Source organism: Lysinibacillus capsici (assembly GCF_003367505.1).
Classification (GTDB): Bacteria; Bacillota; Bacilli; order Bacillales_A; family Planococcaceae; genus Lysinibacillus; species Lysinibacillus capsici.
Genome location: NZ_PXXX01000010.1, coordinates 71,599 through 95,639, shown reverse-complemented (window position 1 = coordinate 95,639; position 24,041 = coordinate 71,599). Strand labels below are relative to the sequence as shown.

The 24,041-nt window shown below is 37.5% G+C and carries 23 protein-coding genes and 2 riboswitches; of the genes, 16 read left to right on the top strand and 7 right to left on the bottom strand.

Annotated elements, in window-relative coordinates; all coding sequences use genetic code 11:
- Nucleotides 1-120 precede the first annotated feature (120 nt).
- The 4 genes from C7B89_RS07575 (at nucleotide 121) to C7B89_RS07560 (ending at nucleotide 3,796) form a co-directional block, all read left to right on the top strand.
- On the top strand, nucleotides 121-750 hold the full coding sequence (locus C7B89_RS07575) for a transmembrane-type terpene cyclase (RefSeq protein WP_016995451.1): 630 nt from the start codon (nucleotides 121-123) through the stop codon (nucleotides 748-750).
- A 231-nt stretch (nucleotides 751-981) separates the two neighbouring features.
- Complete coding sequence (locus C7B89_RS07570; protein ID WP_112117691.1) at nucleotides 982-1,590, top strand: CAP domain-containing protein; 609 nt, start codon at nucleotides 982-984, stop codon at nucleotides 1,588-1,590.
- Between the two features lie 303 nt (nucleotides 1,591-1,893).
- The gene (locus C7B89_RS07565) at nucleotides 1,894-2,874 is read left to right on the top strand and encodes a VanW family protein (RefSeq protein WP_054550736.1); all 981 of its coding nucleotides are present in this window, start codon (nucleotides 1,894-1,896) and stop codon (nucleotides 2,872-2,874) included.
- A gap of 97 nt (nucleotides 2,875-2,971) precedes the next feature.
- Nucleotides 2,972-3,796 carry a methyl-accepting chemotaxis protein gene (locus tag C7B89_RS07560; RefSeq protein ID WP_048389914.1) on the top strand — a complete coding sequence of 275 codons (825 nt, stop codon included), beginning with the start codon at nucleotides 2,972-2,974 and terminating at the stop codon, nucleotides 3,794-3,796.
- A 46-nt stretch (nucleotides 3,797-3,842) separates the two neighbouring features.
- Here the strand turns inward: C7B89_RS07560 and C7B89_RS07555 are convergent, their stop codons facing one another.
- The 3 genes from C7B89_RS07555 to C7B89_RS07545 all read right to left on the bottom strand — a co-directional run bounded on the left by C7B89_RS07555 (nucleotide 3,843) and on the right by C7B89_RS07545 (nucleotide 6,598).
- Nucleotides 3,843-4,460: an HAD-IA family hydrolase gene (locus C7B89_RS07555; RefSeq protein ID WP_048389915.1), complete on the bottom strand. Its 618-nt coding sequence runs from the start codon at nucleotides 4,458-4,460 to the stop codon at nucleotides 3,843-3,845.
- Between the two features lie 240 nt (nucleotides 4,461-4,700).
- Nucleotides 4,701-5,477, bottom strand: a complete 777-nt coding sequence (locus C7B89_RS07550; RefSeq protein ID WP_115673427.1) for a YibE/F family protein — start codon at nucleotides 5,475-5,477, stop codon at nucleotides 4,701-4,703.
- Nucleotides 5,474-6,598 carry a YibE/F family protein gene (locus C7B89_RS07545; RefSeq protein WP_054550738.1) on the bottom strand — a complete coding sequence of 375 codons (1,125 nt, stop codon included), beginning with the start codon at nucleotides 6,596-6,598 and terminating at the stop codon, nucleotides 5,474-5,476. The genes C7B89_RS07550 and C7B89_RS07545 overlap by 4 nt, the downstream gene beginning before the upstream one ends.
- A 220-nt stretch (nucleotides 6,599-6,818) precedes the next feature.
- A riboswitch (FMN riboswitch) is annotated at nucleotides 6,819-6,944 on the top strand.
- Nucleotides 6,945-7,060: 116 nt separating this feature from the next.
- Nucleotides 7,061-7,186, top strand: a riboswitch (FMN riboswitch).
- A 199-nt stretch (nucleotides 7,187-7,385) separates the two neighbouring features.
- Between C7B89_RS07545 and ribE the strand changes: the two genes are divergently transcribed.
- The 7 genes from ribE to C7B89_RS07510 all read left to right on the top strand — a co-directional run bounded on the left by ribE (nucleotide 7,386) and on the right by C7B89_RS07510 (nucleotide 13,890).
- Complete coding sequence (gene ribE, locus C7B89_RS07540) at nucleotides 7,386-8,024, top strand: riboflavin synthase (protein WP_115673426.1); 639 nt, start codon at nucleotides 7,386-7,388, stop codon at nucleotides 8,022-8,024.
- A 24-nt stretch (nucleotides 8,025-8,048) separates the two neighbouring features.
- Nucleotides 8,049-8,678 (top strand): 3,4-dihydroxy-2-butanone-4-phosphate synthase, encoded by a 630-nt coding sequence (gene ribB / locus C7B89_RS07535; protein ID WP_048390479.1) that lies wholly within the window; start codon nucleotides 8,049-8,051, stop codon nucleotides 8,676-8,678.
- A gap of 15 nt (nucleotides 8,679-8,693) precedes the next feature.
- On the top strand, nucleotides 8,694-9,176 hold the full coding sequence (gene ribH, locus C7B89_RS07530) for a 6,7-dimethyl-8-ribityllumazine synthase (protein WP_048389922.1): 483 nt from the start codon (nucleotides 8,694-8,696) through the stop codon (nucleotides 9,174-9,176).
- A gap of 138 nt (nucleotides 9,177-9,314) precedes the next feature.
- The gene (locus C7B89_RS07525; protein ID WP_103117739.1) at nucleotides 9,315-10,754 is read left to right on the top strand and encodes a spore germination protein; all 1,440 of its coding nucleotides are present in this window, start codon (nucleotides 9,315-9,317) and stop codon (nucleotides 10,752-10,754) included.
- A gap of 321 nt (nucleotides 10,755-11,075) precedes the next feature.
- Nucleotides 11,076-12,383: an ATP-binding protein gene (locus C7B89_RS07520; protein WP_103117740.1), complete on the top strand. Its 1,308-nt coding sequence runs from the start codon at nucleotides 11,076-11,078 to the stop codon at nucleotides 12,381-12,383.
- 99 nt (nucleotides 12,384-12,482) lie between these two features.
- Nucleotides 12,483-13,031, top strand: coding sequence for a histidine phosphatase family protein (locus tag C7B89_RS07515; protein WP_066037654.1), 549 nt, complete (start codon nucleotides 12,483-12,485; stop codon nucleotides 13,029-13,031).
- Nucleotides 13,032-13,044: 13 nt separating this feature from the next.
- Nucleotides 13,045-13,890: a GNAT family N-acetyltransferase gene (locus C7B89_RS07510; RefSeq protein WP_115673425.1), complete on the top strand. Its 846-nt coding sequence runs from the start codon at nucleotides 13,045-13,047 to the stop codon at nucleotides 13,888-13,890.
- A gap of 151 nt (nucleotides 13,891-14,041) precedes the next feature.
- Here the strand turns inward: C7B89_RS07510 and C7B89_RS07505 are convergent, their stop codons facing one another.
- The gene (locus tag C7B89_RS07505) at nucleotides 14,042-17,140 is read right to left on the bottom strand and encodes a copper amine oxidase N-terminal domain-containing protein (RefSeq protein ID WP_115673424.1); all 3,099 of its coding nucleotides are present in this window, start codon (nucleotides 17,138-17,140) and stop codon (nucleotides 14,042-14,044) included.
- Between the two features lie 373 nt (nucleotides 17,141-17,513).
- Between C7B89_RS07505 and C7B89_RS07500 the strand changes: the two genes are divergently transcribed.
- Together C7B89_RS07500 and splB are read left to right on the top strand one after the other, a co-directional pair.
- Entirely contained in the window at nucleotides 17,514-17,738 is a 225-nt protein-coding gene (locus C7B89_RS07500) for a transcriptional regulator SplA domain-containing protein (RefSeq protein WP_004232790.1), read from the top strand.
- 12 nt (nucleotides 17,739-17,750) lie between these two features.
- Nucleotides 17,751-18,779 carry a spore photoproduct lyase gene (gene splB / locus C7B89_RS07495; protein WP_048389930.1) on the top strand — a complete coding sequence of 343 codons (1,029 nt, stop codon included), beginning with the start codon at nucleotides 17,751-17,753 and terminating at the stop codon, nucleotides 18,777-18,779.
- Nucleotides 18,780-18,809: 30 nt separating this feature from the next.
- Here splB and C7B89_RS07490 read toward each other — a convergent pair whose 3' ends face one another.
- The gene (locus C7B89_RS07490; RefSeq protein WP_115673423.1) at nucleotides 18,810-19,253 is read right to left on the bottom strand and encodes an NUDIX hydrolase; all 444 of its coding nucleotides are present in this window, start codon (nucleotides 19,251-19,253) and stop codon (nucleotides 18,810-18,812) included.
- 123 nt (nucleotides 19,254-19,376) lie between these two features.
- On the opposite strand from C7B89_RS07490, the gene C7B89_RS07485 reads away from it, so the two are divergent.
- A complete protein-coding gene (locus tag C7B89_RS07485; protein WP_115673422.1) occupies nucleotides 19,377-20,312 on the top strand; it encodes an arginine deiminase family protein in 936 nt (311 codons plus the stop codon).
- Nucleotides 20,313-20,329: 17 nt separating this feature from the next.
- A complete protein-coding gene (locus C7B89_RS07480; RefSeq protein ID WP_115673421.1) occupies nucleotides 20,330-21,643 on the top strand; it encodes an amino acid permease in 1,314 nt (437 codons plus the stop codon).
- On the opposite strand, the gene C7B89_RS07475 is transcribed toward C7B89_RS07480, so the two are convergent.
- Complete coding sequence (locus tag C7B89_RS07475; RefSeq protein WP_016994316.1) at nucleotides 21,590-22,393, bottom strand: YqcI/YcgG family protein; 804 nt, start codon at nucleotides 22,391-22,393, stop codon at nucleotides 21,590-21,592. The genes C7B89_RS07480 and C7B89_RS07475 overlap by 54 nt on opposite strands.
- 482 nt (nucleotides 22,394-22,875) lie before the next feature.
- Nucleotides 22,876-23,313 carry a MarR family winged helix-turn-helix transcriptional regulator gene (locus tag C7B89_RS07465; protein WP_115673420.1) on the bottom strand — a complete coding sequence of 146 codons (438 nt, stop codon included), beginning with the start codon at nucleotides 23,311-23,313 and terminating at the stop codon, nucleotides 22,876-22,878.
- Between the two features lie 121 nt (nucleotides 23,314-23,434).
- Here C7B89_RS07465 and C7B89_RS07460 point away from each other — a divergent pair, with 121 nt between their 5' ends.
- Nucleotides 23,435-24,022 (top strand): NAD(P)H-dependent oxidoreductase, encoded by a 588-nt coding sequence (locus C7B89_RS07460; RefSeq protein WP_054550751.1) that lies wholly within the window; start codon nucleotides 23,435-23,437, stop codon nucleotides 24,020-24,022.
- The last annotated feature ends 19 nt before the right edge of the window (nucleotides 24,023-24,041 follow it).

Genomic DNA, 24,041 nt, shown 5'->3' with positions numbered 1-24,041 from the left:
AATGTATAGGTTGCCGTTTTTTACTATTTAGCACTCCTTTACCCGTCTATCAAACTTTTAGACATAAAGAATCGATTTCCTCATATAGTAGAAGGAATGCTAGAGAGGGGGAGAGCGTGAATGTTGAGTGAACAAGACATATTATTAATTTGCCAAGTAGGAATGGGTCTTTTTTGGATTTTTACATATATACTTGTTATTTACAAAGGATGGCAAGATAAAACCTATGGCATGCCTATGGTCGCTATTTGTGCCAATATTTCATGGGAATTTATCTTTGCCTTTTTCTACCCACAAAATGACCTGCAACGCTATATTACGCTGATTTGGTTTGTATTGGATGTCTTTATTTTGATGCAATTTTTACGTTATGCTCCAAATGAATATCGAAAGATGCTATCAAAAAAGCTATTGTATTTCTCCTTTTTGATCACGTTAATCTTTAGCATGCTGATCATTTTAGGTATAGTCTATGAATTTCAAGATTTCGAAGGAAAGTACGTAGCATTCTTTCAAAATCTTATGATGTCAGGACTATTTATTGCTTTACTCTTGCAAAGAGGGAATTTAGCTGGTCAATCCATGGGGATAGCAGTTTGTAAGATGGTGGGTACATTATTTGCAGCGGTTGGATTTTATCTATACTTCCGCACACCTTTAATTACCATTATTTCTGTAGCAACGCTCTTTTATGATTGGCTCTATATTCTCTTAATTTATCGATTACAGCGTAAGCAATTAGCAAAATAGGATATTTTGTGCAGCAATTGATCACTGAATCTATTAGTAATGTATGCCAATTACAAACATATTGCAACTTGATGACAATTCCAATGGGAAAGAATAGCGAGAGAAAGGGCTTTAACTAAACATATGGCGCGCTTGTCATACAATTGTAAAAATCCTTCCAAATATTTTGTGATGATTATGGCTCAGAAACTATTTACGATAATGGTAGAGCAATTAGGAAGGGTGATTAACATGTTTAAAAAAATAAAAAAAGTAGCACTAGCTTCAGTAGTAGCAACTTCATTATTAGTACCAGTTGCGGCAATGGCCGCCGAATCCTATACAGTGACATCTGGCGATACGCTATGGAAAATAGCATTAAAAACAGAAACGGGTGTACAGGAATTAATTGATGCCAACCCACAACTCGCTAACCCAAATCAAATTTCTCCAGGTCAAAAAATTAACGTCCCTGTAAAAGAACAGGCAACAGTTGAACAAGAGGTTGTGAAACTTGTCAATGCAGAACGGGCAAAAGCAGGTCTTCCAGCATTGCAAGAAGATTGGGAGCTATCAAGGGTTGCTAAATATAAGTCGCAAGATATGCAGGATAAAAATTACTTTGACCACACAAGTCCAACGTATGGTACACCTTTTACCATGATGAAAAACTTCGGTATTACGTATAAATCTGCTGGTGAAAATATCGCGAAGGGCCAACGCTCCGCACAGGAAGTTGTAACGGCCTGGATGAACAGTGAAGGACACCGTGCCAATATCCTTAATAAAAGCTACACACATATTGGTGTAGGCTATGTACAGGAAGGTAATTACTGGACACAAATGTTTATTCAAAAATAAAAAAAGAAAGAGTATCTATTGGCTTTTGTGATAGCTAGTAGATGCTCTTTTTCGCGTTAAATTCTAAAGTATACCGTATTGGAAGCGTATATTACTTCTTCTAGAATTAACATCCCCCTAAATCATTAAAAGGTTAATTAAGTACAAGAATACACATCAAACTATCTTTAGATATGTCAGGCTAAGGATAATGTAGCGTGTTTTTGCTATCTTGACAAATAAAAATAACCAAAAAACAACACACTATGAGCAATAGACGAATAAGATGTCTCTGTAGTATGAAGATAGAGGTGGTGTTTATGGTTGAAAAAGAAGTGGTTAGCTACATGTTGCGTTATCTGTATGACGGGTCTCGTAGGTTGTGAAAAAACAGCAGTCCCTGATAACAAGCTAGAACAAGAAATTCAACAACGTGAGGAAATAAAGCAACCTGTTACATATGAACAAGAACAAATGATTGATCCTATTGTAGAGGTTGTTGATCCAACTACGAGTAAGGTACTTAAAACAATATCTCCAAAGGAATTTGGCTTCGATACGGACCCACAAGCCTATCAAAAGCATATCGAACAATTAGCAAGGGAATGGGCAAGAGGAACGGACACATCAAATGGCTATGATCAGCGTATGATGCTTGATCGATTGGATGAAAACGGGCAAGTGATCAAGGGGAAGCCGCAAATCATTTTAAAGGAAAGTGAGCTAGTGGAGCGTATTATCGAAGCTTCTGCGACTGGCGGTCAGGTAGAAATGCCGCTCTATATAACAGAAAGTGGCTATTATTTTGAGGATCTTCCTTTATTAGAGGAAGTGGTTGTTGCATCTTATACAACTTATTTCAATCGTGCTGATTTAGGAAGAAATAAAAATATTGAGCTCTCTGCTAGAGCCATTCATAATGTGATTGTAGGCAGTGGCGATTATTTTTCTTTTAATACAATTGTAGGTCCAAGAGATGAGGCAAATGGCTATCAACCCGCACCTGAAATTATTAATAAGAAGGTAGTCATGGGAATTGGTGGTGGAATCTGTCAAACTTCTTCAACCTTGTTTAATGCAGTAGACCAAATTCCCGTCAAATATGTTGAGCGCCATCATCATTCGTTAGATGTAGGATATGTCCCAAAAGGAAGAGATGCTACGGTTTCTTATGATACGTTAGATTTTAGGTTTCAAAACTCAAATGATGTACCATTTTTAATTAAGGCAAGTTATGGAGAGAATTCTCTAACAATTGAAATTCGAACGGCAGAAAAATATGTAGAATTATTGAAAAAACCATAATGTTGTAAGGAGACACCACTGGACGTTGGTGTCTTTTTTCGGATCGCATGATATAGTTAAATTGATACAATTCAGAAAATTTTAGGGGGAAAAGACAATGCATCCTAAACTACAAGCAACTATTGATTCGATTGATTTATACCAAGCAACTTACCCAGAGGATGCTTGTGTCATCGTGGCAGATACGGAAAAAGTGCTTGCCTACAAACCAGGAAAAAAGGTTGACTTAAAAGTTGGGGTTGGTGACCCAGTACATAAATATCGAGGTACAGCAACAGAAATAGCGTTAAGTTCAGGAAAATTTGTGAAAGAGGAGCGTAGCGCAGAAGGTTTTGGTATGGCCTATATCGCCTCTGCCCAGCCTATTTTTGAAGGAGGACGTATTATTGGCGTAGTAAGTGCCATTATTTCGAACGAAAAAATGGATAGTATGCGTCTATTGGCAACTGAGCTTTCGAGTGCTGTAGAAGAAATGACAGCTACAAATGAAGGATTAGCCACTGCCAGTAAGGATGTATCCAATCGTTTGGAAGAGCTATCTAATTTCGCGGAATCGATGACAGGCGATATTGAACAAATTAATGTGATTGTCCATTTAGTAAAAGATTTAGCTATGAAATCGAGAATTCTTGGTCTAAACGCATCGATAGAAGCAGCACGTTCAGGTGAGCATGGGCGTGGCTTTGCGGTGGTCGCTTCTGAAATACAAAAAATGTCCCAGAGTAGTACAGAAAGTGCTGATAGCATAACTGTGCAACTAGAAAATATTAAGCAATCCATCGATCAGGTCAATGCATCAACAAATCAAATTGCTGCGTTTACACAGCAGTTTGCTGCGAGTATGCATGAATTAACAGATGCCTACAAAGGGGTTAATAGTACAGCAGAAAAGCTAATGCAAATTAGTGACATCAAAGGATAGGCATATAAAAAGGATAATAGACAAGTGCTATTATCCTTTTTCATGATTAAATGATCTCTAAAATTTCCTGTGGTGTTGAGACACTGTATTCAGGTTCGTCATTTTGCACGACCTCTTTGGCATCATAGCCCCATTCCACCCAAATAATTGGTATACCGGCTTTCTTACAAGCAACAATATCCCTTTGTTCGTCTCCAATGTATACGACGTTAGACGAGTCGACATTTGCTTCCTTTAAAAACTTTTTCATTACTTTGTCCTTACCAAAAATGCGGTTGGAGCAAAGTACATCCGCTACACAATGAATACCGTTCATTTTAAGAAATTCTAAAATATTCTCTTTAGAGTTTGAGGAAATAATCAGGATTTTATAGCCTCTTTTATCAATCTCTATTAATAGTTCCTTCATTCCTTCAAAAAGATGAACATCATTTAATGATTGACGATACAATTTATAAAATTGCGGTAAAATCATAGGCAACTTATACATTGGAAAGTCGAATAATTTACTGCGTTCTGAAATTGATAATTTTTTTAATGTATCAATTTCCTTTAATTCAATGCCTTTAAATTTATATTTTTGGGCTAAAGTATTCCATGCTGAGGCAAACACAGCAGTAGAATCTGCAAGCGTCCCATCAAAATCAAAGATAATATGCTTCATTGCAAACTTTCTCCTTTTTCATCTCGTTGTATTGACGTTCTATGCTAAAAAATGTTACATGGAATGGGCATCTAGTATTCTTGAAATAACAACCATTTTGAGCGTACGTAAACATCTTATGGTAAATATTATCAGAAAATACGGCGATTGCAATGAAAATGGTACAACAAAAGGAGGTGTCTCAAAAGTCCATTGAGACACCTCGACATTATTGTGTTTTATGATAGGTACTGGTAATTTTTATAAAAGTTTTTCTGTTTTTTCGCGTGTTCGAATTAAATAAAAGGCATTGATGCAGGCGGCAATCGGAATAATCAATGCAATGCCGATTCCTGCACAAAAAATGGTTGTCATTTCGGCACTAAAAACCTTGGAGTTAATAATTTCCCCAATCGAATAGGAGAGGTCCTTGAACCAGATTAATAAGCTTAAATAGCCACCAAAGAAAGCAAAAAATAACGTATTAGTATCGGTTCCTAATATATCTCTTCCTATGCTTAAGCCAGCTGTAAATAATTTTTTTCTACTAATCGAAGGATTGCGATAAAAAATCTCATGCATAGAGGTAGCGATGGAAATGGCTACATCCATAATGGCACCAATCGTACTCATAATGATGACTGATGCACCAATCTGCACAAAATTAACACCAATGTAGAGAGAAAAGATGCTGATTTCTTCAGTTGATTCTTCGCCAAACCCTTGGATCATCGACTTTTCCGTTACAAAGGTAATAAAGAGTAGTAACACACCTATCGTCACCATCGTCGAGATAAAGGCTGTAATGGTTTTACTGTTTGTTTTATTGATATAGAAAAGACTAATACAGCTAATGACCGTACAGGCAAAAAACGTCAAGATGATGGGGCTATTTTTAGGGTTTGTCATTAAAAAAATGGTGACAAAGAGCACACCAAAGTTTAGGAATAAAGAAAGAAATGAGCGTATCCCCTGTCTACCGCCGACAAGTACCATTAACACGAATAATATAACTGCTAATAAGACGACAACATTCATCCTTGAACCCTCTTTCGATTAATGAAAAATATAGCGGTATACTGACTGATAGGAATCGTAAGGACAACACCAATACCCCCTGCTAAGGCACGGGCTAATTCTAAAGAAAGATTTAAGGACAATGTAAGCCCTAATGTGGAAGAATTTTTTAAATAGAGAATAATCATAGGTATGGAGCCGCAAAGGTAGGCAAAGAATAAGATACTTGTAATGGTACCCATAATATCTTTACCGATTTCATGTCCCGAAGATTTCAGAGCCTTGACAGAGATTGTAGGATCTTGCTCGTATAAAGCAAAAATTGAGGAAGCCATTGTAATAGAAACATCCATTACTGCCCCAAGTGAGCCAATAAATAAACCTGCCATAAAGACGGTACGATAGGGACGTGTTAAAAATTGCATTTCTTCATAACGAAGACCATTTTCACCTGTCAACCACATTACAATAGAGCTTATGATAAGCGCTATAACAGTGCCTAAAAGTGTGGACACGATGGCTACATATGTTTTTGTATGCAATCCACTAATAAGTAGTAGCGAAATAATCGTAAATAGCAGGGCGCAAATGCCGCTGACTAATAACAGGCTTACGCCCCCATGCTTCACATAAAGATCTAATGCGAATGATAAAATCACAGCATTGACACTCAAACTAATGATAGAAAATAAGCCTTGTCTTTTACCTACAATAAGTAGGGCAAAAATAAAAATCCATGCAATCATTACCATGGTTTGATCTCGTTTTAAATCGAGAATGGTTCCTGTTAAAACAGATTGTGTTGTGCGATCATCTAGCGTGACAAAGATTTCATTGCCTACATGGTATTCTTGATCAAAAGCACCAGACGAAGAATAGTCATTCGTCAAATGAATGGATTGCCCCTTATGCTGACCATTTTTGATAATGGCCATAATCTCCTGTGTAAACAAAAAATCCTCATTTTCATACATATCTGTCATCGGTTCTGATGCTGTTACATCCACTTGCGTTATTTCCGCTATCGGTCGATCATAAAATTGTTCGTTATGATGTACGAAAACGATCGAAACCCCACAACAGAGTGCTAATAGGGCATAGAAAATAGCTTGTTTAAAAGGTATATTTTTAAAAAATGTCAAGTAAATGACCTCCAAACTGCTAGACTGAATAGTCACTTGTAAAGGAACGTTTTTTTGATTAAGAAGTTCCATAAACAGGTTAAATGTCATCATTTTAATAACATCTTTTACATTTTTCAAGTCGAGTCAGAGCTGTTTAAAATTTATGCTTCGAAAAAAATTTAAAAAGAAGGATGGATAATATAATAAAATAGTGTTATCGTAAGACTAGCTAAATAAAAATATTCTTCGGGGTAGGGTGAAATTCCCGATCGGCGGTGATGAAGCAATTCAAAGTCCGTGAGCGCAAGCTGATTTGGTGCAAATCCAAAACCGACAGTTACAGTCTGGATGGGAGAAGGGTAAAAATGCGAACTTTTTAAATTGATTCTAATTTAGAAGGTTTATTTGACTATGCATTTATTACAAAACTTTCCAATCATCTTGTGGGAAGTTTTTTTATTTAGCTACAATCGAATAGAAGATGTTCTTCGGGGTAGGGTGAAATTCCCAATCGGCGGTGATGAAGCAATTCAAAGTCCGTGAGCGCAAGCTGATTTGGTGCAAATCCAAAACCGACAGTGATAGTCTGGATGGGAGAAGAACGAGTGAGATGACAGTCTATGAAAAAATTGTTTTCAAATAGGCTTATTTGTTGATGTCTTATACTCCCAAAACCCCTTTGATGTAAAGGGGTTTTTATTTTTTATTGCTAACGAGAGAAGGGAGAAGGATAAGGCACAAAAACAGGTGGATCAACTTTAAAAGTAAAGGATAGAAGTACTAATAAAGTAGAGTAGGTGATGGGATGTTTACAGGACTTGTAGAGGATATTGGTATCATAAAAGCCGTGCAAAGCGATCGGGACAGTATGAAAATTACGGTTCAATCAGCCAAGATAACGGAGGATGTCAAGCTTGGTGACAGTATAGCGGTCAATGGAGTTTGTTTAACGGTGACAAATTTCACACAACAGCAGCTTACGATGGATGTTATGCCTGAAACAGTCAAAGCAACAAATCTACAGCAGCTGGCAATAGGCGATTCTGTTAATTTGGAGCGTGCCATGCCTGCTAATGGACGATTTGGTGGCCATTTTGTTGCTGGTCATGTTGATGGAGTCGGCAAAATTTTGCGAAAACGTCCAGTAGCAAACGCCGTTTATATTGATATCGAAATGTCAGAGGAACTAACCAACTTTTGTATTCCAAAGGGTTCCATAACAATTGATGGCACAAGCTTAACCCTTTTTCATGTTGAAGCCAATAGTGTCACAATTTCACTTATTCCTCATACTTACAAAGAAACCGTTTTAGGTATGAAGAGGGTTGGAGCAATCGTTAATATCGAAAACGATTTAGTTGGAAAATACATTATAGGGCAATTAAAAAAGGGGCAAACAACGCCAGCTATTACAAGAGATTATTTAGCACAACATGGTTTTTAAATCACAGAATAGGAGTTGATCATCGTGCTACATTCAATTGAAGAAGCCATAGAGGATTTAAGGCAGGGCAATATGATTGTGGTGGTTGATGATGAGGATCGAGAAAATGAAGGAGATCTTCTGGCACTCGCTGAATTCATCACACCAGCAACAATCAACTTTATGGCAACCAATGGTAGAGGTTTAATTTGTACGCCGATTTCGCAGCAGCTTGCACAAAAGCTAGATTTATATCCAATGGTTCAGCACAATACAGATAACCATCAAACCGCATTTACTGTAAGTATCGATCATGTAGAAACAACGACAGGGATTAGCGCCTTTGAGCGTGCGCTAACGATACAAAGAATGATAGAAAAGCAAGCTAAGCCAACTGATTTTCGTCGACCAGGCCATATTTTTCCGTTGATTGCGAAAGAGCAAGGAGTGCTGGAACGGAGAGGGCACACGGAGGCCACTATTGATCTAGCGAAGCTTTGTCATAGCGTACCTGCAGGTGTTATTTGCGAAATTATGGGTGATGATGGGCACATGCTTCGGTTTGAAGAACTAACAAATTACGCTGCACATCATGGCTTAAAAATGATCTCGATAGAAGCATTGGTTGCTTATCGTAAACAATTATCCACTAATAAAACTAAAATTTCTATGTAAAAAGGAGAAGGAACAATGGGTCAAACATTTGAAGCACAATTAATTGGAACGGATTTGAAAATTGCAGTAGTAGTGGGTCGTTTTAATGAGTTCATTACTAGCAAATTATTGGATGGGGCAATGGATGGTTTAACTCGTCATGGGGTTGATTCTGCATCTATTGATGTTGCATGGGTGCCAGGAGCTTTTGAAGTTCCTTTTATAGCGAAACAACTGGCAGAAACCAAGAAATATGATGCTATTATTGGTTTAGGTACTGTTATTCGTGGCTCTACAACACACTATGACTATGTTTGTAATGAATCGGCAAAAGGCATTGCCAATGTGTCATTGTCAACGAATGTACCTGTTATTTTTGGAATTGTTACTACCGAAAATATTGAACAGGCAATTGAACGTGCAGGAACGAAATCTGGTAATAAAGGCTATGATGCGGCAATGTCTGCAATTGAGATGGCAAATCTAAAGAAAATGATTGGATCAGGACAATTTGAATAGTCGTCACAACATTTGTTTCTTTGAATATTTTGAACAACCATGGGAAAAATATGCTTAAGTGTATTTATTGAAGGTGATTGTTTTCATAAATGTACTAATCTTGAGCTGGCTCAGTAGGAGATGAGAAGTATTTCATCAATGGAACAAATTAATTTGAAAATGTTGAAATCACTATTTCAACGCTCTGCTGATGTGATTTTCCAACAATATAATTTTCAGCAATATACAGTACATTTTATAACTTGTGATGCAATGGTCAATGAGCAAATTCTTCAAACTGTGGTTGTTCAACGTGTTCAATCTTTGTTAAGCAATGTCACGGAGGACATGCTAGAGGAAGAAATTGAACAGCATTTACACATTCCCTATTTACAAAAGATTTTATCGAAAGAGGATGCGGTAACTAGGGTCTATAAAGGCCATGTTTTACTGTATTTTGAAGAAAATCAATTACTTTATTCTAGTGATATTTCAAAAAGACCCAATCGAGAGCCTGGGGAAACAACATTAGAACTAGTAGTAAAGGGACCTAGAGATGACTTTATTGAAGATGTTTTTATTAATATTGCTTTATTAAGAAAACGATTACCGACTAATTCTTTTAGTGTAGAGACATTAGAAATTGGTAAGCGTTCTAAAACAACCGTAGCCATACTATATATGGAAGACATTGTGAATTTAAATATGCTGGAACAAATTCGACTTCAATTACAAAAAATTGACACGGATATTGTTATCAATGGCGACTTATTAATGGAAAAAATTGAAAAGACAGCGACAATTCTTCCAAGACATGATTATACAGGGAGACCTGATTTTGCTATGCAGGCCTTAATTAGAGGAAGAATACTCTTAATGATTGATGGTGTGTCCTATGCCATAATTACACCTGCAAATATTATGTTGCTCTTTAAATCAGCAGAGGATAATGAGTACCCACTCATTGTTAGCTCGATGGAACGATTACTCAGAATTGTCGGGATATTAATAAGTATGCTACTGCCAGGTTTTTGGCTTGCATTGACGACATATCATCAAGAACAGCTTCCATTTCTACTACTGGCAACGGTTGTCGAATCGAGAACGGGATTGCCTTTCCCAACCATTCTAGAAATTTTAATGATGCTATTTATGTTTGAATTGTTTCGTGAAGCCAACTTACGTCTTCCGAGTGCCGTCAGTGGCTCAGTTAGTGTGGTAGGAGGACTAATTATTGGGGATGCAGCGATTAAAGCAGGTGTTACAAGCCCCTCAATGATTGTTGTGATTGCCATTTCCAGTATCGCTGCATTTACATTGGTCAATCAATCCTTTGTGACGGCTATGAGTATTTTTCGATTAATCATTATTATGGCTTCGGCGTTTTTTGGTTTATTTGGTTTTTTTATATCCGTGTTTTTCATCCTTTTATACACTGCGAATATGAGAGTCTTGGGAGTGCCATACGTAAACTTTAGTGCCGATTTTGAAAAGGGCAATATACGTAAGTCCCTATTGCGACTATCTCCAAAGGGCTATAGTAAACGACCTACCTTTCTTAAGCCGCAAGATCAAACACGGACTTCAAGTAAAAAATAAGCATATTGTGATGAGATCAGGTATTGTTGATACCTGATCTTTTTTTGATACCTTTGCTTTAGTGGTTTTTTCAATTTTCCATTTAAATAGGAAATGAGACATAAAAAGTTATTACTTATCTTTTTAGTTTACTTTCTTGTCAAGGATTATTAAACTATTTGTTACAGTGTGTAATTTTGGGTATGAATAAAATAAAAATTGATTTTGTGTTTTAATTTATGTAGGATATACAAGCAATGTTTGCTTTACAAACAAAAAATAGAGTTAATTATAATATAATAATATTCTAGAATATTTATAGATGAGGAAGTACCGTTTTTTATGAAAAATAGAAAAATAAAACTAATATTAATTCTATCAACGATTTTATTATGTTTGTTTACAAGTTTAAACATCTTTACATCCTATGTAAAAATAAAAAAGACCGTTGAAGAGTCAATTGCCAATCAAAGCTTAGAGGCAGCCCATTCTATTGCTGCATCCATAGATACGGATGCCTATCAGCAATTTTTAAATAATCCACAGGAAAATGATTATTATTGGAAAGTAAGAAATTATTTAAACGATGCAAGGATAAAATTAGGTGCACTATTTGTTTACACCTTAAAGGTGGATAATCCTGAAGTATCTATAGCCATGATTACAGGGATGCCAAAAGAAATGAAAGAGGGCTTCGGTATTGGCGTGGTTTGTACTGTCCCTGCAAAGCATGTTGAAAAGGCCTATAATGGTGAAACCTATGTTACAGAGGTAATTCATGATTCTGAACATGGGTCTTATTTATCTGTTGGTGCACCCATCAAAGATGATAATGGAACAATTATCGGGTATTTAGGCATTGACATTAGTGCAGATACGCTAAATGGTATTAAGGGTAAAGTCATTGAAGACAACCTATTTAATTTTATTTTTAATGGTGTACTTATTTTAATTGTCATCGGTTCTTTTTTATTTTTACAAAGATGGTATCAAAAAGAGGTAGCGAAGGAAGTTGGCGCTACAGAGGACACATATCTAGCAGAAATCAAAACATTGATTACTTCGGTGTCGTCCCTACGTCATGATTTTACGAACCATATCCAAGTGTTACATGGTTTATTACAATTAGAAAAAACAGATCAGGCAAGACAATATTTATCCTCACTATCAAAAGAAGTTCAGGCGATCAAGTCATTAAAATTAAATATTGATCATCCAGGTTTGTCCATCTTATTGCAAACGAAGAAATTAACGGCTCAAAATCATCATATTGATATGGATTTTACGCTTTCTCAAAATGACTTTAATAAGATTAAAACGACAGATTTAATCAAGATTCTATCCAATTTAATTGATAATGCGATTGATGCTGCTGTTGAATTACCTGAGGAACAACGTAAGATTAAGATTTGCTGTACAGCAGATGAATCTCAGTATGAATTTAAAATTACCAATACTGGGCCAAATATTGCGAATCCTGATCACATATTCAAACAAGGATTTTCAACGAAAAAACATGAGAATGGTAGACTAAGAGGACAAGGTTTATTTATTGTCAAAGAAATTGTCACTAAATATAATGGTCATATTTCAATTGATTCATCAAAACATTTAGAAACGACTGCTATTGTCAGAATTCCAATAAAATAACAGAAAAAAGCTTCCTACAAAAAGTTGTGGGGAGCTTTTTTCTATGTACAGCACATACATTACAAAGTAGAAAGTGATATGATGAAGGAGATGAAGAAAATGGAAAAGGGTCTCCTAGCGTTATTGAGAAAAGGTGGGCTAACTTTATATGCAAGACACGGAACAGCAACTATTGGTGTAGATCAAGCATATGGTACATTTCAAAGTTGTCAAAATCAACGGAATTTATCCGATCAAGGTCGTAGGGAGGCAATTTATTATGGTCAAATGCTACGCTATTGGCAAATTCCCATCCTTTCCACCATCACTACCAGTCCTTTTTGTCGGACCATTGAAACAGCACGTTTGGCATTTCCAAACAGCAATCTCCAAATTGACCCCTTCTTGTTTGAAATCTTTATGTTAGGTGGCAATCTTCCTACAGTAGTGCAAAGCAGTATATTAACGATTTCTACATCGATGCTGGAAATCATTCCACCTGAGGGCATAAACAACATAATCATTGGGCATAGCTTTCCAAGAAATGTAGGGCTGGGCATCATTTCGAATATGGGGACGGTTGTCATAAAACCTAAAGGTCAAGGACATGGTTATGAGATTGTGAGAAAACTAACCTTAGAAAATCTAGCAGCATTAGATTCCATTTGAAAAGAGGGATTGTATGAAGATTAAAACAGTTGCACAATGTACATTAGATGAAGTATTGAAAGCATGGAACAAAGGCTTTGAAGGTTATTTTATTGAAATTAATATGACAGCAGAAATGTTTTTACAGCGACTAGTGGGGGAGGGCTTATCTCCTGAGCATTCTATTGTCGTTTTTGATCAAGAGGAACCGATTGCCATTGTGATGAATGGCTTTCGTACCATCGATGGCCAAAAAACAGCTTGGAATGGTGGGACTGGTATTTCTCCAGCATATCGTGGTAAGGGTGTCTCGCGCCTATTAATGGAGGAAACCCTAGCTATCTATAAGCGAGAAAATGTAGAGTTGGGTACGTTAGAAGCCATTAAGGAAAATCAGGTAGCCATTGCCTTGTATGAAAAATATGGCTATGTGGTTGCCAATCAATTACTATTTTTAAGCGGCGAGTATGAAGCCAAGGTAACATCTACAGTAGCCCTTCATATAGCGACCATTCGCCCAGAGCAGCTAGCACATCTATCTTTCTATCGGGAAAATGTTCCTTGGCAGTGTAACTGGCAGAGCGTGAAGCATGGGGAAGCAAAGGTGTTTTATAATGATAACCATGAACCACTTGGCTATATGCTATACAAAACATTGTGGAATGAATATGGTGAGGTGGAGCGTATTCTACTTTATCAAATGGTAATACTAGAGGAAAGTAATGTAGAGTTAATAACACAGTTTTTAGCAAGTATTACAACACATAAAGTCCATTTGACGACATTGAACTTCTTAGCGAGTAATCCAGCAACAAAATATTTGTTAAAGCATGGATTAAAGGTGACAACAGAGCAGGTACAGATGACAAAGCAACTATAAGCCAGGCTATCGTTCAGTATACGAATCAATAAAGAGTGGAAATAGAGCGACGTATGTAAAAAGCAGAGGGAAAAGTAATTACAAAACAACAAGGGCTCCTTATGGTACAAGAAGCGCCATAAGGAGTCCCAGCTATGAAAAAATAATTGACCTATTGATTAATTTGAGGGTCTTGGGGTGCCTCATTATTGTTATTATCAGGAGATTTATTGAGTTGCACCGAATTATTGGATGTGTTCGATAGCGAAGAAGTTCCTTTCGCCAAAGTCAGAACCTTAGCAACATATTCTGTAGATGAATCAAGTTGATTACCAAATGCATCTACTGGTATGCTTAGCGCTTGGCTGACGTTAGAGAGATTATTCGGATAAATTCTGGTGCTATTTGGATTGCTAATAGCATCCTGCAATTTGAAACTATCTGCTTTATCCTTAGGTAACATAAACACTCTATACTCCGTTACGCTTTGACCATTTTTGACATCAAAGCTAATGTTTATATTGTTATATTTATATCCGTCGCCCTGAAGACTGAGTGTTACTTTCTCCACTGATCCAGGGGCTGAAAGGTCTTCCAAAGCAATGTAGGAAGATGGGTAGGATAAGCTATACATTTCCTTAGAATTTCCACCACCTACAGACAAGATATATACGCGATATTCTTGGCCATTCGTTATAAGTCTTCCGTCTGTATCTCTACTATCAGCACCCAATTTCACACTATACAGGCCTTTACTCCAACCTGTATAATTAGTTGCTCTAATAGCTGTATTCAGATCAAAGTCATTTGCCTTTGATGCAGGTACAACTAGAATACGGTAACTATCTATATTTGATTCATCAGAAGGTTTTGTAAACGAAATCTGTAGATCTCGACCATCTCCATAATCACCAACATCGCTAACATTAATATTGCTTACTGCCTGAACAGCTTTGCTTTTACTAATTGTAATCACAGGTGAAGGAGAGGATAGAGCGTAGGCATTTAAAGAGTTACCATTTGCAACAGTCAGTACATAGACGCGATAGCTAGTTCCTTCTGTAATAAAATTACCTCGTACATCCCTAATCCCATCCAATGTTCTATTTGCTGCTAAATTTCCACCTTTGCTTTCTGTGATGTAATAAGAGCTACTATTGGCTTGTGAAAGATTAAAGCTACTGTAATATGCAGTTGGTACCATTAAAATCCGATAATGATTAACATTCGATTCATCTGTAGGCTTCGTGAATGTTACTTGCACATCACGGCCATCCCCTTTATCATCGATATCTGCAACATTCAAATTAGTTACAGCTTGCACAGTGAAGTTCTTAGTTAGTGTAACTGTAGACGTTGCGGCAGTTAGCGCATTGTTTCCTAATGTATTTCCATTGGCAACAGTCAGTACATAGATACGGTAGTTCGTACCTTCTTTAATAGTATTTCCGCGCACATCCCGAGTATTTTCAGATAACGCTTGCTCATATGTGGATTTCCCAGATTTATTAACAGTTGTGTAATTGCTGCTGGATACGCTATTAGCATCCGTCAGACTAAAATTATTGTAATTTGCTGTTGGTACCACCATAATTCGATAGTGATTAATAGGTGCCTCATCAACAGCTTTATTGAATGACACAAAGAGGTCACGACCGTTACCATAATCGCTCACATCGCTGGCAATGATATTCGACACTGCACCCACATTGTTGCTAAGCAGCGAAATCATATTGGAGGCTGAAGAAAGCACATTATTTGCAGAGTTATTAGTTACTGCCATAATAAATACACGATAGCTAACGCCATTTTGAATGGCATAACCGTCAGTATCTTTTGCCCCTGCAGAGAGCACCTGAGTAATATTGCTGCCTGTTTTGTTCACTTGTGTGTAATAAGTGCTAGGTAAACTGTTGGCTTTTGTCAATGTAAAGTTCGTATAGTTGTTAGCTCTTACAACAAAAATTCGGTAAGAGTTAACATTAGATTCGTCAGACACTTTGTTGAAGCTAACTCTCAAATCGCGTCCATCGCCAAAATCATTAACATCATCTACTTGTGTAATAGTTGGAGTAGATACAGTAAGCGTTACTGCTAATGAAGCAGGCGAGAGTTTATTCATGCCAGAATTCGTATTACTTACAGACATAACGAACGCTGTGTAGGATTCGTTATTCTTTATAAAGTCACCTGAAGTATCTCGTGTTGAGGAAGACAGAGTTGCTATCAACGTACTGCCGTTGCTTCCTGATTTGTCCACTGTTGTATAATAATTGCTGGATAAATTATTCGCAGTGGTAAGACTAAAATTGTTAGCATCCTTGGTCTTTACTATAAACACACGGTAATTGGAAGTATTGCTATCATTTTGTGGACGAGTAAAGCTAACTGAGACATCACGTCCATCGCCAAAATCGTTAATATCGCTAATCTTCACATTTGTTACTGCGGTAACAGTAGACATGTTTGTTAGAGTAATCTTCGGAGAAGAAGTTGATAATACGCTAGAATAAGAACCTTTACCAATGGCAAGTATATAAACCACATAAGACTGATCATTTTTTATGTAGTCTCCGTCCACATCTCGCGAGTTTTGCGATAAAGTTACGGCACGATTCGCATTTGAAGTCGATACCACCGAATAATTAGAAGAGGAGACTTTAAGAGCTGATGACAAATTAAAACTTTTAGAAGCCTTCACAACCATAACCCGATAATGATCTACATATGATTCTGTAGACGATTTAGAGAAGCTAACCTCAAGATCACGCCCATCTCCCTGATCATTCACATCTCGAACTGACACATTGCTCGCTGGAGCAATACTGATATTACTTGGAGTGTCAGATTTAATAGATACTTGCTGTTTTTCTGAGTTCCAATCAACATCCTGCCCAAGTGCTTCACTGACGAAGCGTACTGGTACCATTGTTCTACCTTTTAATACCTGTGCTGGTACATCAAGCGTTACTGTCTGGTTATTAATAGTAGCTGTCTTCGATTTAATCTTGAGAACTACCGTTGTATCACCTTTTATCCCTGTGACTGTTTGAGTCTTTTGGTCCCAGTTTACGCTTGCATTCAATGCTTCAAAGATCGCTCTAAGTGGTAGCATAACACGTCCTTGAATCATCGCTGGTGGCTGATCGGTTTTTAATTGCACCCCATCCACATTAATTGTGATGGCTTTTGCCGCTTGTGCGGTTGCCGGCTGCAATACTAACGGTACAATAAGTATCACAGCAAAAAGTAAAGTCCATATTTTTTTCATAAATTCCACCCTTCTTCATGCCATTTGAATGACTTAGCATGACATCTAATTTAACGTATGAGCATCCTAAAAGTTTCACCCTTTTACCTTTTGAAGAAAATTTAACCATCATGCAGTTTTGATACTTATTCTGGCTTACTTTCCTTACAAGATGATTGAAAAGAGTAAGGGAATTTTGAGTGGATAACCTCACACTATTCGACGTAGGAGAATTGAATAAAGCAGGTTAAATTGAAGTGTTACAATTTACGGGAAGTGCAATTTTCTTAAAATAACTGCAAGAGACTGTATGTATATTACCAACTAAATTTTTTATGACATATTTTTTGTACACTTTCACCAAACTAATGGAAAGGCAGAGGAAGGTGAAGAGATGCAACAACCATTTGATGTGGGTGATATTGTTTATATTTTTTACCGCAATCCACATATTCAAGATGTAACGAATATACAGGAAGCGGCAGTCGTTTATCATCCAGAAAAACCAGAGGAGCTAGCTCTATTTTTATTTGAAACCTATTATCCAATCACGAATGACATGGTAATTTTTGCAAGCGAGATGGCGGCTGAACAGGCCTATCACCAGTATTTTCATTAAGGGAGGACTCACATGATAAAGCCATTTACCCCTCAGCTTGTTTATTTTGAGCCAGATGCCCTCCAGTATCCATTAGGTCAGGAGCTAAAAGAGAAGTTTGAGCAGATGGGAATTGAAATTCGCTATACAACTTCCCATAATCAAGTGAGAAACCTTCCTGGAGACAATGATTTTCAAAAGTATCGGGTAGCAAAATCGACCTTAGTAGTGGGTATTCGAAAAACATTAAAGTTTGATACATCTAAGCCCTCAGCGGAATATGCCATCCCATTTGCGACTGGCTGTATGGGACATTGTCATTATTGCTATTTACAAACAACTATGGGCAGCAAACCTTATATTCGGACGTATGTCAATGTCGATGAAATCCTAGAACAGGCCGATCACTATATGGCTGAACGAGCACCTGACATCACTCGCTTTGAGGCATCCTGTACTTCTGATATTGTAGGAATTGATCATCTTACGCATACCTTAAAGCGAGCCATTGAGCATTTTGGACAAAGTGAGCTAGGTCAGTTACGATTTGTAACGAAATTCCATCATGTGGATCATTTATTAGATGCCAAGCATAATGGTCGTACAAGGTTTCGTTTTAGTGTCAATGCTGATTATGTGATTAAGCACTTTGAGCCAGGTACATCACCATTGGAAAAGCGCATTGAGGCAGCGGGGAAAGTGGCAAGAGCTGGATACCCACTCGGATTTATTGTTGCGCCAATCTATCTTCATGATGGCTGGCAGGAGGGCTATTATCATATGTTTGAGCGATTGGACGCTGAATTGCCAAAGGATGTGCGCGATGACATCACCTTTGAATTTATTCAACATCGCTTTACAAAGCCTGCAAAACGAGTGATTGAAAAAAATTATCCAATGACAAAGCTAGAGCTCGACGAGACGGTAAGACGATATAAATGGGGCAAATATGGCATTGGTAAATATATTTATCAAAAAGAGGAAGAGGAAGACATTAAGGAACATTTGTATCGCTATATGCAGAAATTTTTCCCTCAAGCAAAATTAGAATATTTTACATGATAATTAGAGAGAGAACGGCTTGTTTTCTCTCTAAATTAATTGTGCGATATAAGGTTCAATATATCGACGATCTTTTAAATCGTTTGGTAAATGGTAAAGAGAGAAATATTGCATTGTCTCTGATTCATTGTAATCAATCACTAAATTACCAAGCACATTTCTTGTATAGAAGACTGCTGTAACGGCGTATAATTCGTCCCCATTCGAAACTTTAAGGTAACAATCCGGACCAGAAAAAACACCTAGTAACTGTAAATCTGTGATGGCTAGTCCTGTCTCTTCTTGTACCTCTCTTTTGGCAGTATCCTCTAAGCTCTCGCCTAATTCCATTAAGCATCCAGGGAGCCCCCAACCGCCATCATATCTTTTTTGTAATAATATTTCGTTTTCAGTATTAAGAATGAGAACCACCGAACCAGGTAAAATAATTGGTTGGTGTCCTACATACTGTCTTAAAAATTTATAGTATTCCATAATGACACCTCTTTCTCTAAATAGTTTTAATTGGTAAATTCTTCTTAATTATGGTCTTTGTATAATCTGAAAGTCAATGGTAACGCTAACAGAGATTGTTGTGAAGAAGGAGAGAATACTTGAATGGATTCATTTCAACTAAATTGTTGGTCAGAACATGGAGAACTGAAAGTAGTGATGCTTTGTGCACCTTCACTCGTAGATGTAACGGATTTAACAGTAGCAGAGCAGGTTGGTTGGAGTGATACGGTCAACCATCAGAAGGCGATGGATAATTTCATGGCATTAAAGACAACATTCGAAAACGCAGGGGTACATGTACTTGATTATGCAAGAGAACTAGCCCACGATCAGCAGCTATTAAGTGAGCAGCTCCTCAATCGTTATTTTGTGCGTGACCTAGCCTGTGTCATTGGGAATCGGCTTTTACTTGGAAATGCTGGAAGCTCACTTAGAAAACCAGAGTACCCTCTTGCACATTCACTATTAGAAAAATGGTTACCACAACAATGGAAAGCTAATTTGCAGCCGCTTCATTCCTTCGAATGTGGAGATTTGTTAATTTTAAATAAAGATGCTGTGCTTATTAATCTTGGAATGAGAACATCGATAGAAGCTATCGAAAGCTTAAAGGAAGGCATTTTTCAAGAGGGGTTTTCTGAAATTGCCATAATTGATTTACCGAAAAGCAATGATACGCTGCATTTAGATATGAATTGTAATGTTGTAAACGCGAATCTGGTTGTTGCTAAAAGCTTTGTACGCCATTTTCCTATTCAGGTGTTAACAGCTCAAAGCAGTCGTTTTGATATGGTAGAGTCATTTTTAAAGCGTCATGGTTTGGATGTTTACTGGCTGAACTCGTATAAGACCATTCCAGACATCAACTTTATTAACCTGAATCCAGAAACACTGTTGATAAGCAAGCAGGCAACACAACAACAATTATTAGCGCATCCACTGCTGAAGAATAAAAACTTGCTTGAAGTTGATGTCACGGAGCTTGAAAAAGGCGGTGGTGGCATTCGATGTATGACATTGCCATTGGTAAGAACGTAACGAAGGGTTGAGAACAAATGACTTCAAAATCAGCTAAAGGAAGTATGGCCTGGTGGCAGCTTTCGCTTCTTGGTATCGGTTGTACTTTGGGCACTGGCTTTTTTCTTGGGACAAGTATGGCCATTCATAAAAGTGGGCCTGCGGTATTAATTCCTTTTTTATTAGCGGCCATTTGTACGTATATCGTGTATGATGCACTTGTTAAAATGTCTGTGGAAAATCCAGATAAAGGCTCTTTTCGTACCTATGCCAAGCAAGCCTTTGGACGCTGGGCAGGATTTAGCAATGGCTGGGTGTACTTGATTTCTGAGCTATTAATCATGGGAAGCCAGCTGATGGCGCTCGGCATTTTTACGAAATTTTGGTTTCCGGCACTGCCCCTGTGGATTGCTGCATCGATTTATGCTGCTATTGGTTTAGTCATTATTCTCACAGGCATGAAGGGCTTTGAAAATTTCCAAAATATCTTCGGTGCCTTAAAGGCAGCTGCCATCATTATGTTCATTATTGTAGCAGTGGTCATCATCATGAAAGGTACACCATCTACTACAATGGCTTCACTTCAAGCTAATTATGAAGCATTTTTTTCACAAGGACTAAAAGGTATTTGGCTCGGATTACTTTATGCCTTTTATGCCTACGGAGGAATTGAAGTGATGGGTTTAATGGTCATCGATTTGAAAAATCCAAAAGAGGCGCCAAAAGCGGGGAGAATTATGCTGATCGTGATTACCGTTATTTTTATCATGGCCATCGCCCTTGCATTAGTACTCGTTTCGTGGAAAGACTTTTCGATTGATGAAAGTCCTTTTATTACAGCGCTTCAAGGACACCATATCCCTTTTGTGGCAGATATCTTTAATGGTGTGCTAATCATTGCTGGTTTTTCAACAATGGTGGCCTCGCTTTACGCGGTGATCACCATTCTCACTACACTTGCAGAGGATCATGATGCACCGGCAGTCCTTGCAAAGAAAGGAAAAATGAAAGTTCCTTTTCCAGCCTTTTTATTTTTAACGAGTGGGCTAGTAATTACGATTGTAATTGGTTTTTTGATGCCAGAAAAAATCTTCGAATATTTGATTACAGCGGCGGGTTTAATGTTGATCTATAATTGGCTTTTTATTTTAGTAACCTACTGGAAGCTCATGGAGTTAACTAAGTGGGGGCATGTAAAGAATGCTATGGGGATGTTGCTCATTGCTGTGACGGTATCTGGAACTTTAGGTGAAAAAACAAGCAGACTCGGTTTTTATGTGAGCCTGCTCTTTATAGCCTTAATCAGTGTGGCGACCTGGATTGTTGTGAAAAGGCAAAAAAACATTACGTAATGAACCGTTTTCCTGAGACATCCTTAAAAAAGGACATTTGGATGGACTATGGTTATCATCACTTAAGAAGTACTGCTTCCATTCATAACTATCTTCTTGCCCATACCATTTCAAATCTGGATGTCCTGGAACTGTGTCGTAGTCTGCAATCCGCTGACGAATGAGCTTTTTGATTTTTCGCCCAAAGGCTGTGGTGTCGTTTATATCATCGAATATCCAACGGGGTTGAATGGCCATTAATAAAGTGGAAAAATGACGACTCTTTCGCAATTTATGGGCTGGTGTTGCACAAGAGATAAAATAGGGTTCACCATGAAAGCAAAACTCCCATTCATGGTGAGTAGGCTCCATTGGTATTCCTTCAGGCCAATTCATCTCATCCAAATTGGTTAAATTATTTAATATGGACCAAAATAACTGCTGATAATCTGCTACCTCAAAGCTATCTTGCATATCGTGAGGGGTATGAAAGAACACAGTAAGAGTTGTATACTTCCCGAAAGTTCGTGATGCTTTCGTATAGTCCTTTAAGCATTGTGCTAACATTTTAATCGATTGCTCTTCCCGTGGATCCCCGACAAAACTATAGCGCAAATGGTTTGATAAAAAGCCCATTCTTGCTGGTATACACGGAAACGTATTTGCTTCATCCGCAATCGTGGCAGCAAAATCTGTATAGGCTGACCGTTGCCATAATGGAAGTGTATCAAACTGTTCTTCAATCCACTCCCGATCAAACACTACTTCCACTTGAGACTCCTCCTTCTACTCACCTTTATACTATTAAAGAAAAGACAAAGTGGTTACGAATCTGTGGTGCGTGACACTAAAGATTTTTAATGATTCAAGTCAAATTATGGCTAACCTTTTTGCGTGTAAGATGAATAATTCCATAAAGAAGAATGAGCAGTTTTGGTTTAGAAGTGATCACTCCGAGCAAGGAGATGAGCAATTTGAAGTAAAAGAGAGCGCTTCGAACCAAGGAAAGAGCGGCTTTGCATGAAAAGAGAGTGTTTCAAGCCAATAAAAGAGCAGCTTTGAATCAGAAGCGAGCACTTTAAACCAAAGAAAGAGCGGTTTTGAACAAAAAATGATCACTTCGAGCAAAGAAAAGATCGGTTGTGAAAAAAATGATCACTTCAAACTAAAGCAAGAGCAATTTCAGTCAAAAAAGATCTCGCCTCCAGCTTCTCCAATAGTAGCGATCACCACACCCGAAAAGCAGCATGGTCTTAGCCGTTTTGCTGTAAAACCTTTTCCTCTAAAATGGTTAGAGCATGTTGGATGTCCTTTAGATCATCCTGTGTTGCGTGTTGAATAAGCTGTAAAAAGCGTTCTTCGATACAGGCAAATGCCTCCTCCATCATTTTTTCACCCTCTTTGGATAAACGGACATACTGCTTTCTGCGGTCGGCTGTGTCGTTAAATTTTTCGATTAGCTGCCGTTCCAGCAATTTCCGAAGTTCACGGCTTGTGTTGGGTAGGGACATATGCTGACATTCACTGATTTCTGTTGGTGTGACAGGTTGGCTTACTTTAATATATTCAAGAATTTTATATTGTAGCGGTGTAATATTCGCAGTGTTAACATTTTGTGTGAGATCATGTGTCACTTGATGGATTGTGGCTGTAAATGCTACAAACTGATGAAATAAAGCGCTTTTATTCAATGGGATCACCTCTTACTGTCAAGATAACAAATAACTTGTCCTAAAACAATTATCATTTGACAACTAAAATGAAATGAATTATTATTTTGTTATCAAATGATAAGTAACGAGGAGGCGCACAATGAAAACGTTAATTGTTTATACATATCCCAACCATAAAAGTTTAAATTATGCTTTTTTACAAGAAGTGATAAAGGGGTGTCGAGAGAATCCTACCATCGAGGAGATTCAGATACTAGATTTATATGAAGAAGAGTTCGATCCACGCTTAATTTTCCATGAACATAAACGACGTCGTGATATGTATCGGGATCCGAAAATGGAAAAATACCGCCAACAGCTCTCTTGGGCAGATCAAATTGTATTTGTTTATCCGATCTGGTGGGGGAGACCGCCAGCCATGCTGTTAGGATATATCGACCAATTATTTGCAGCAAATTTTGCTTATCGAGATACAAAGGGTTTATTTCCAGAGGGTCTTTTAAAAGGGAAGTCTGTAGTCTGTGTGTCCACGATGAAGGGGCCAACCAATTATCCATTTTTATGGTTGAACAATGCACATAAAATTTTAATGAAAAGGGCGTTGTTTAAATTTGTTGGAATGAAAAAAGTGAAGTTTTTTGAGTTTGGTAATATGGAAAGTAAAAAGGGGAAGCAACAGCAGAAACTAAATAAAGTATATCGATATTTTAGTAAAGTAGCATACTAGAAAAAATAACTCATGCAGA

Bases quoted from the DNA above. Each gene is read 5' to 3' on its own strand.
- C7B89_RS07575 (WP_016995451.1), top strand. From the start codon at position 121: ATGTTGAGTGAACAAGACATATTATTAATTTGCCAAGTAGGAATGGGT.
- C7B89_RS07570 (WP_112117691.1), top strand. From the start codon at position 982: ATGTTTAAAAAAATAAAAAAAGTAGCACTAGCTTCAGTAGTAGCAACT.
- C7B89_RS07560 (WP_048389914.1), top strand. From the start codon at position 2,972: ATGCATCCTAAACTACAAGCAACTATTGATTCGATTGATTTATACCAA.
- C7B89_RS07555 (WP_048389915.1), bottom strand. From the start codon at position 4,460: ATGAAGCATATTATCTTTGATTTTGATGGGACGCTTGCAGATTCTACT.
- C7B89_RS07550 (WP_115673427.1), bottom strand. From the start codon at position 5,477: ATGAATGTTGTCGTCTTATTAGCAGTTATATTATTCGTGTTAATGGTA.
- ribE (WP_115673426.1), top strand. From the start codon at position 7,386: ATGTTTACAGGACTTGTAGAGGATATTGGTATCATAAAAGCCGTGCAA.
- ribH (WP_048389922.1), top strand. From the start codon at position 8,694: ATGGGTCAAACATTTGAAGCACAATTAATTGGAACGGATTTGAAAATT.
- C7B89_RS07525 (WP_103117739.1), top strand. From the start codon at position 9,315: ATGGAACAAATTAATTTGAAAATGTTGAAATCACTATTTCAACGCTCT.
- C7B89_RS07520 (WP_103117740.1), top strand. From the start codon at position 11,076: ATGAAAAATAGAAAAATAAAACTAATATTAATTCTATCAACGATTTTA.
- C7B89_RS07515 (WP_066037654.1), top strand. From the start codon at position 12,483: ATGGAAAAGGGTCTCCTAGCGTTATTGAGAAAAGGTGGGCTAACTTTA.
- C7B89_RS07510 (WP_115673425.1), top strand. From the start codon at position 13,045: ATGAAGATTAAAACAGTTGCACAATGTACATTAGATGAAGTATTGAAA.
- C7B89_RS07505 (WP_115673424.1), bottom strand. From the start codon at position 17,140: ATGAAAAAAATATGGACTTTACTTTTTGCTGTGATACTTATTGTACCG.
- C7B89_RS07500 (WP_004232790.1), top strand. From the start codon at position 17,514: ATGCAACAACCATTTGATGTGGGTGATATTGTTTATATTTTTTACCGC.
- splB (WP_048389930.1), top strand. From the start codon at position 17,751: ATGATAAAGCCATTTACCCCTCAGCTTGTTTATTTTGAGCCAGATGCC.
- C7B89_RS07490 (WP_115673423.1), bottom strand. From the start codon at position 19,253: ATGGAATACTATAAATTTTTAAGACAGTATGTAGGACACCAACCAATT.
- C7B89_RS07485 (WP_115673422.1), top strand. From the start codon at position 19,377: ATGGATTCATTTCAACTAAATTGTTGGTCAGAACATGGAGAACTGAAA.
- C7B89_RS07480 (WP_115673421.1), top strand. From the start codon at position 20,330: ATGACTTCAAAATCAGCTAAAGGAAGTATGGCCTGGTGGCAGCTTTCG.
- C7B89_RS07460 (WP_054550751.1), top strand. From the start codon at position 23,435: ATGAAAACGTTAATTGTTTATACATATCCCAACCATAAAAGTTTAAAT.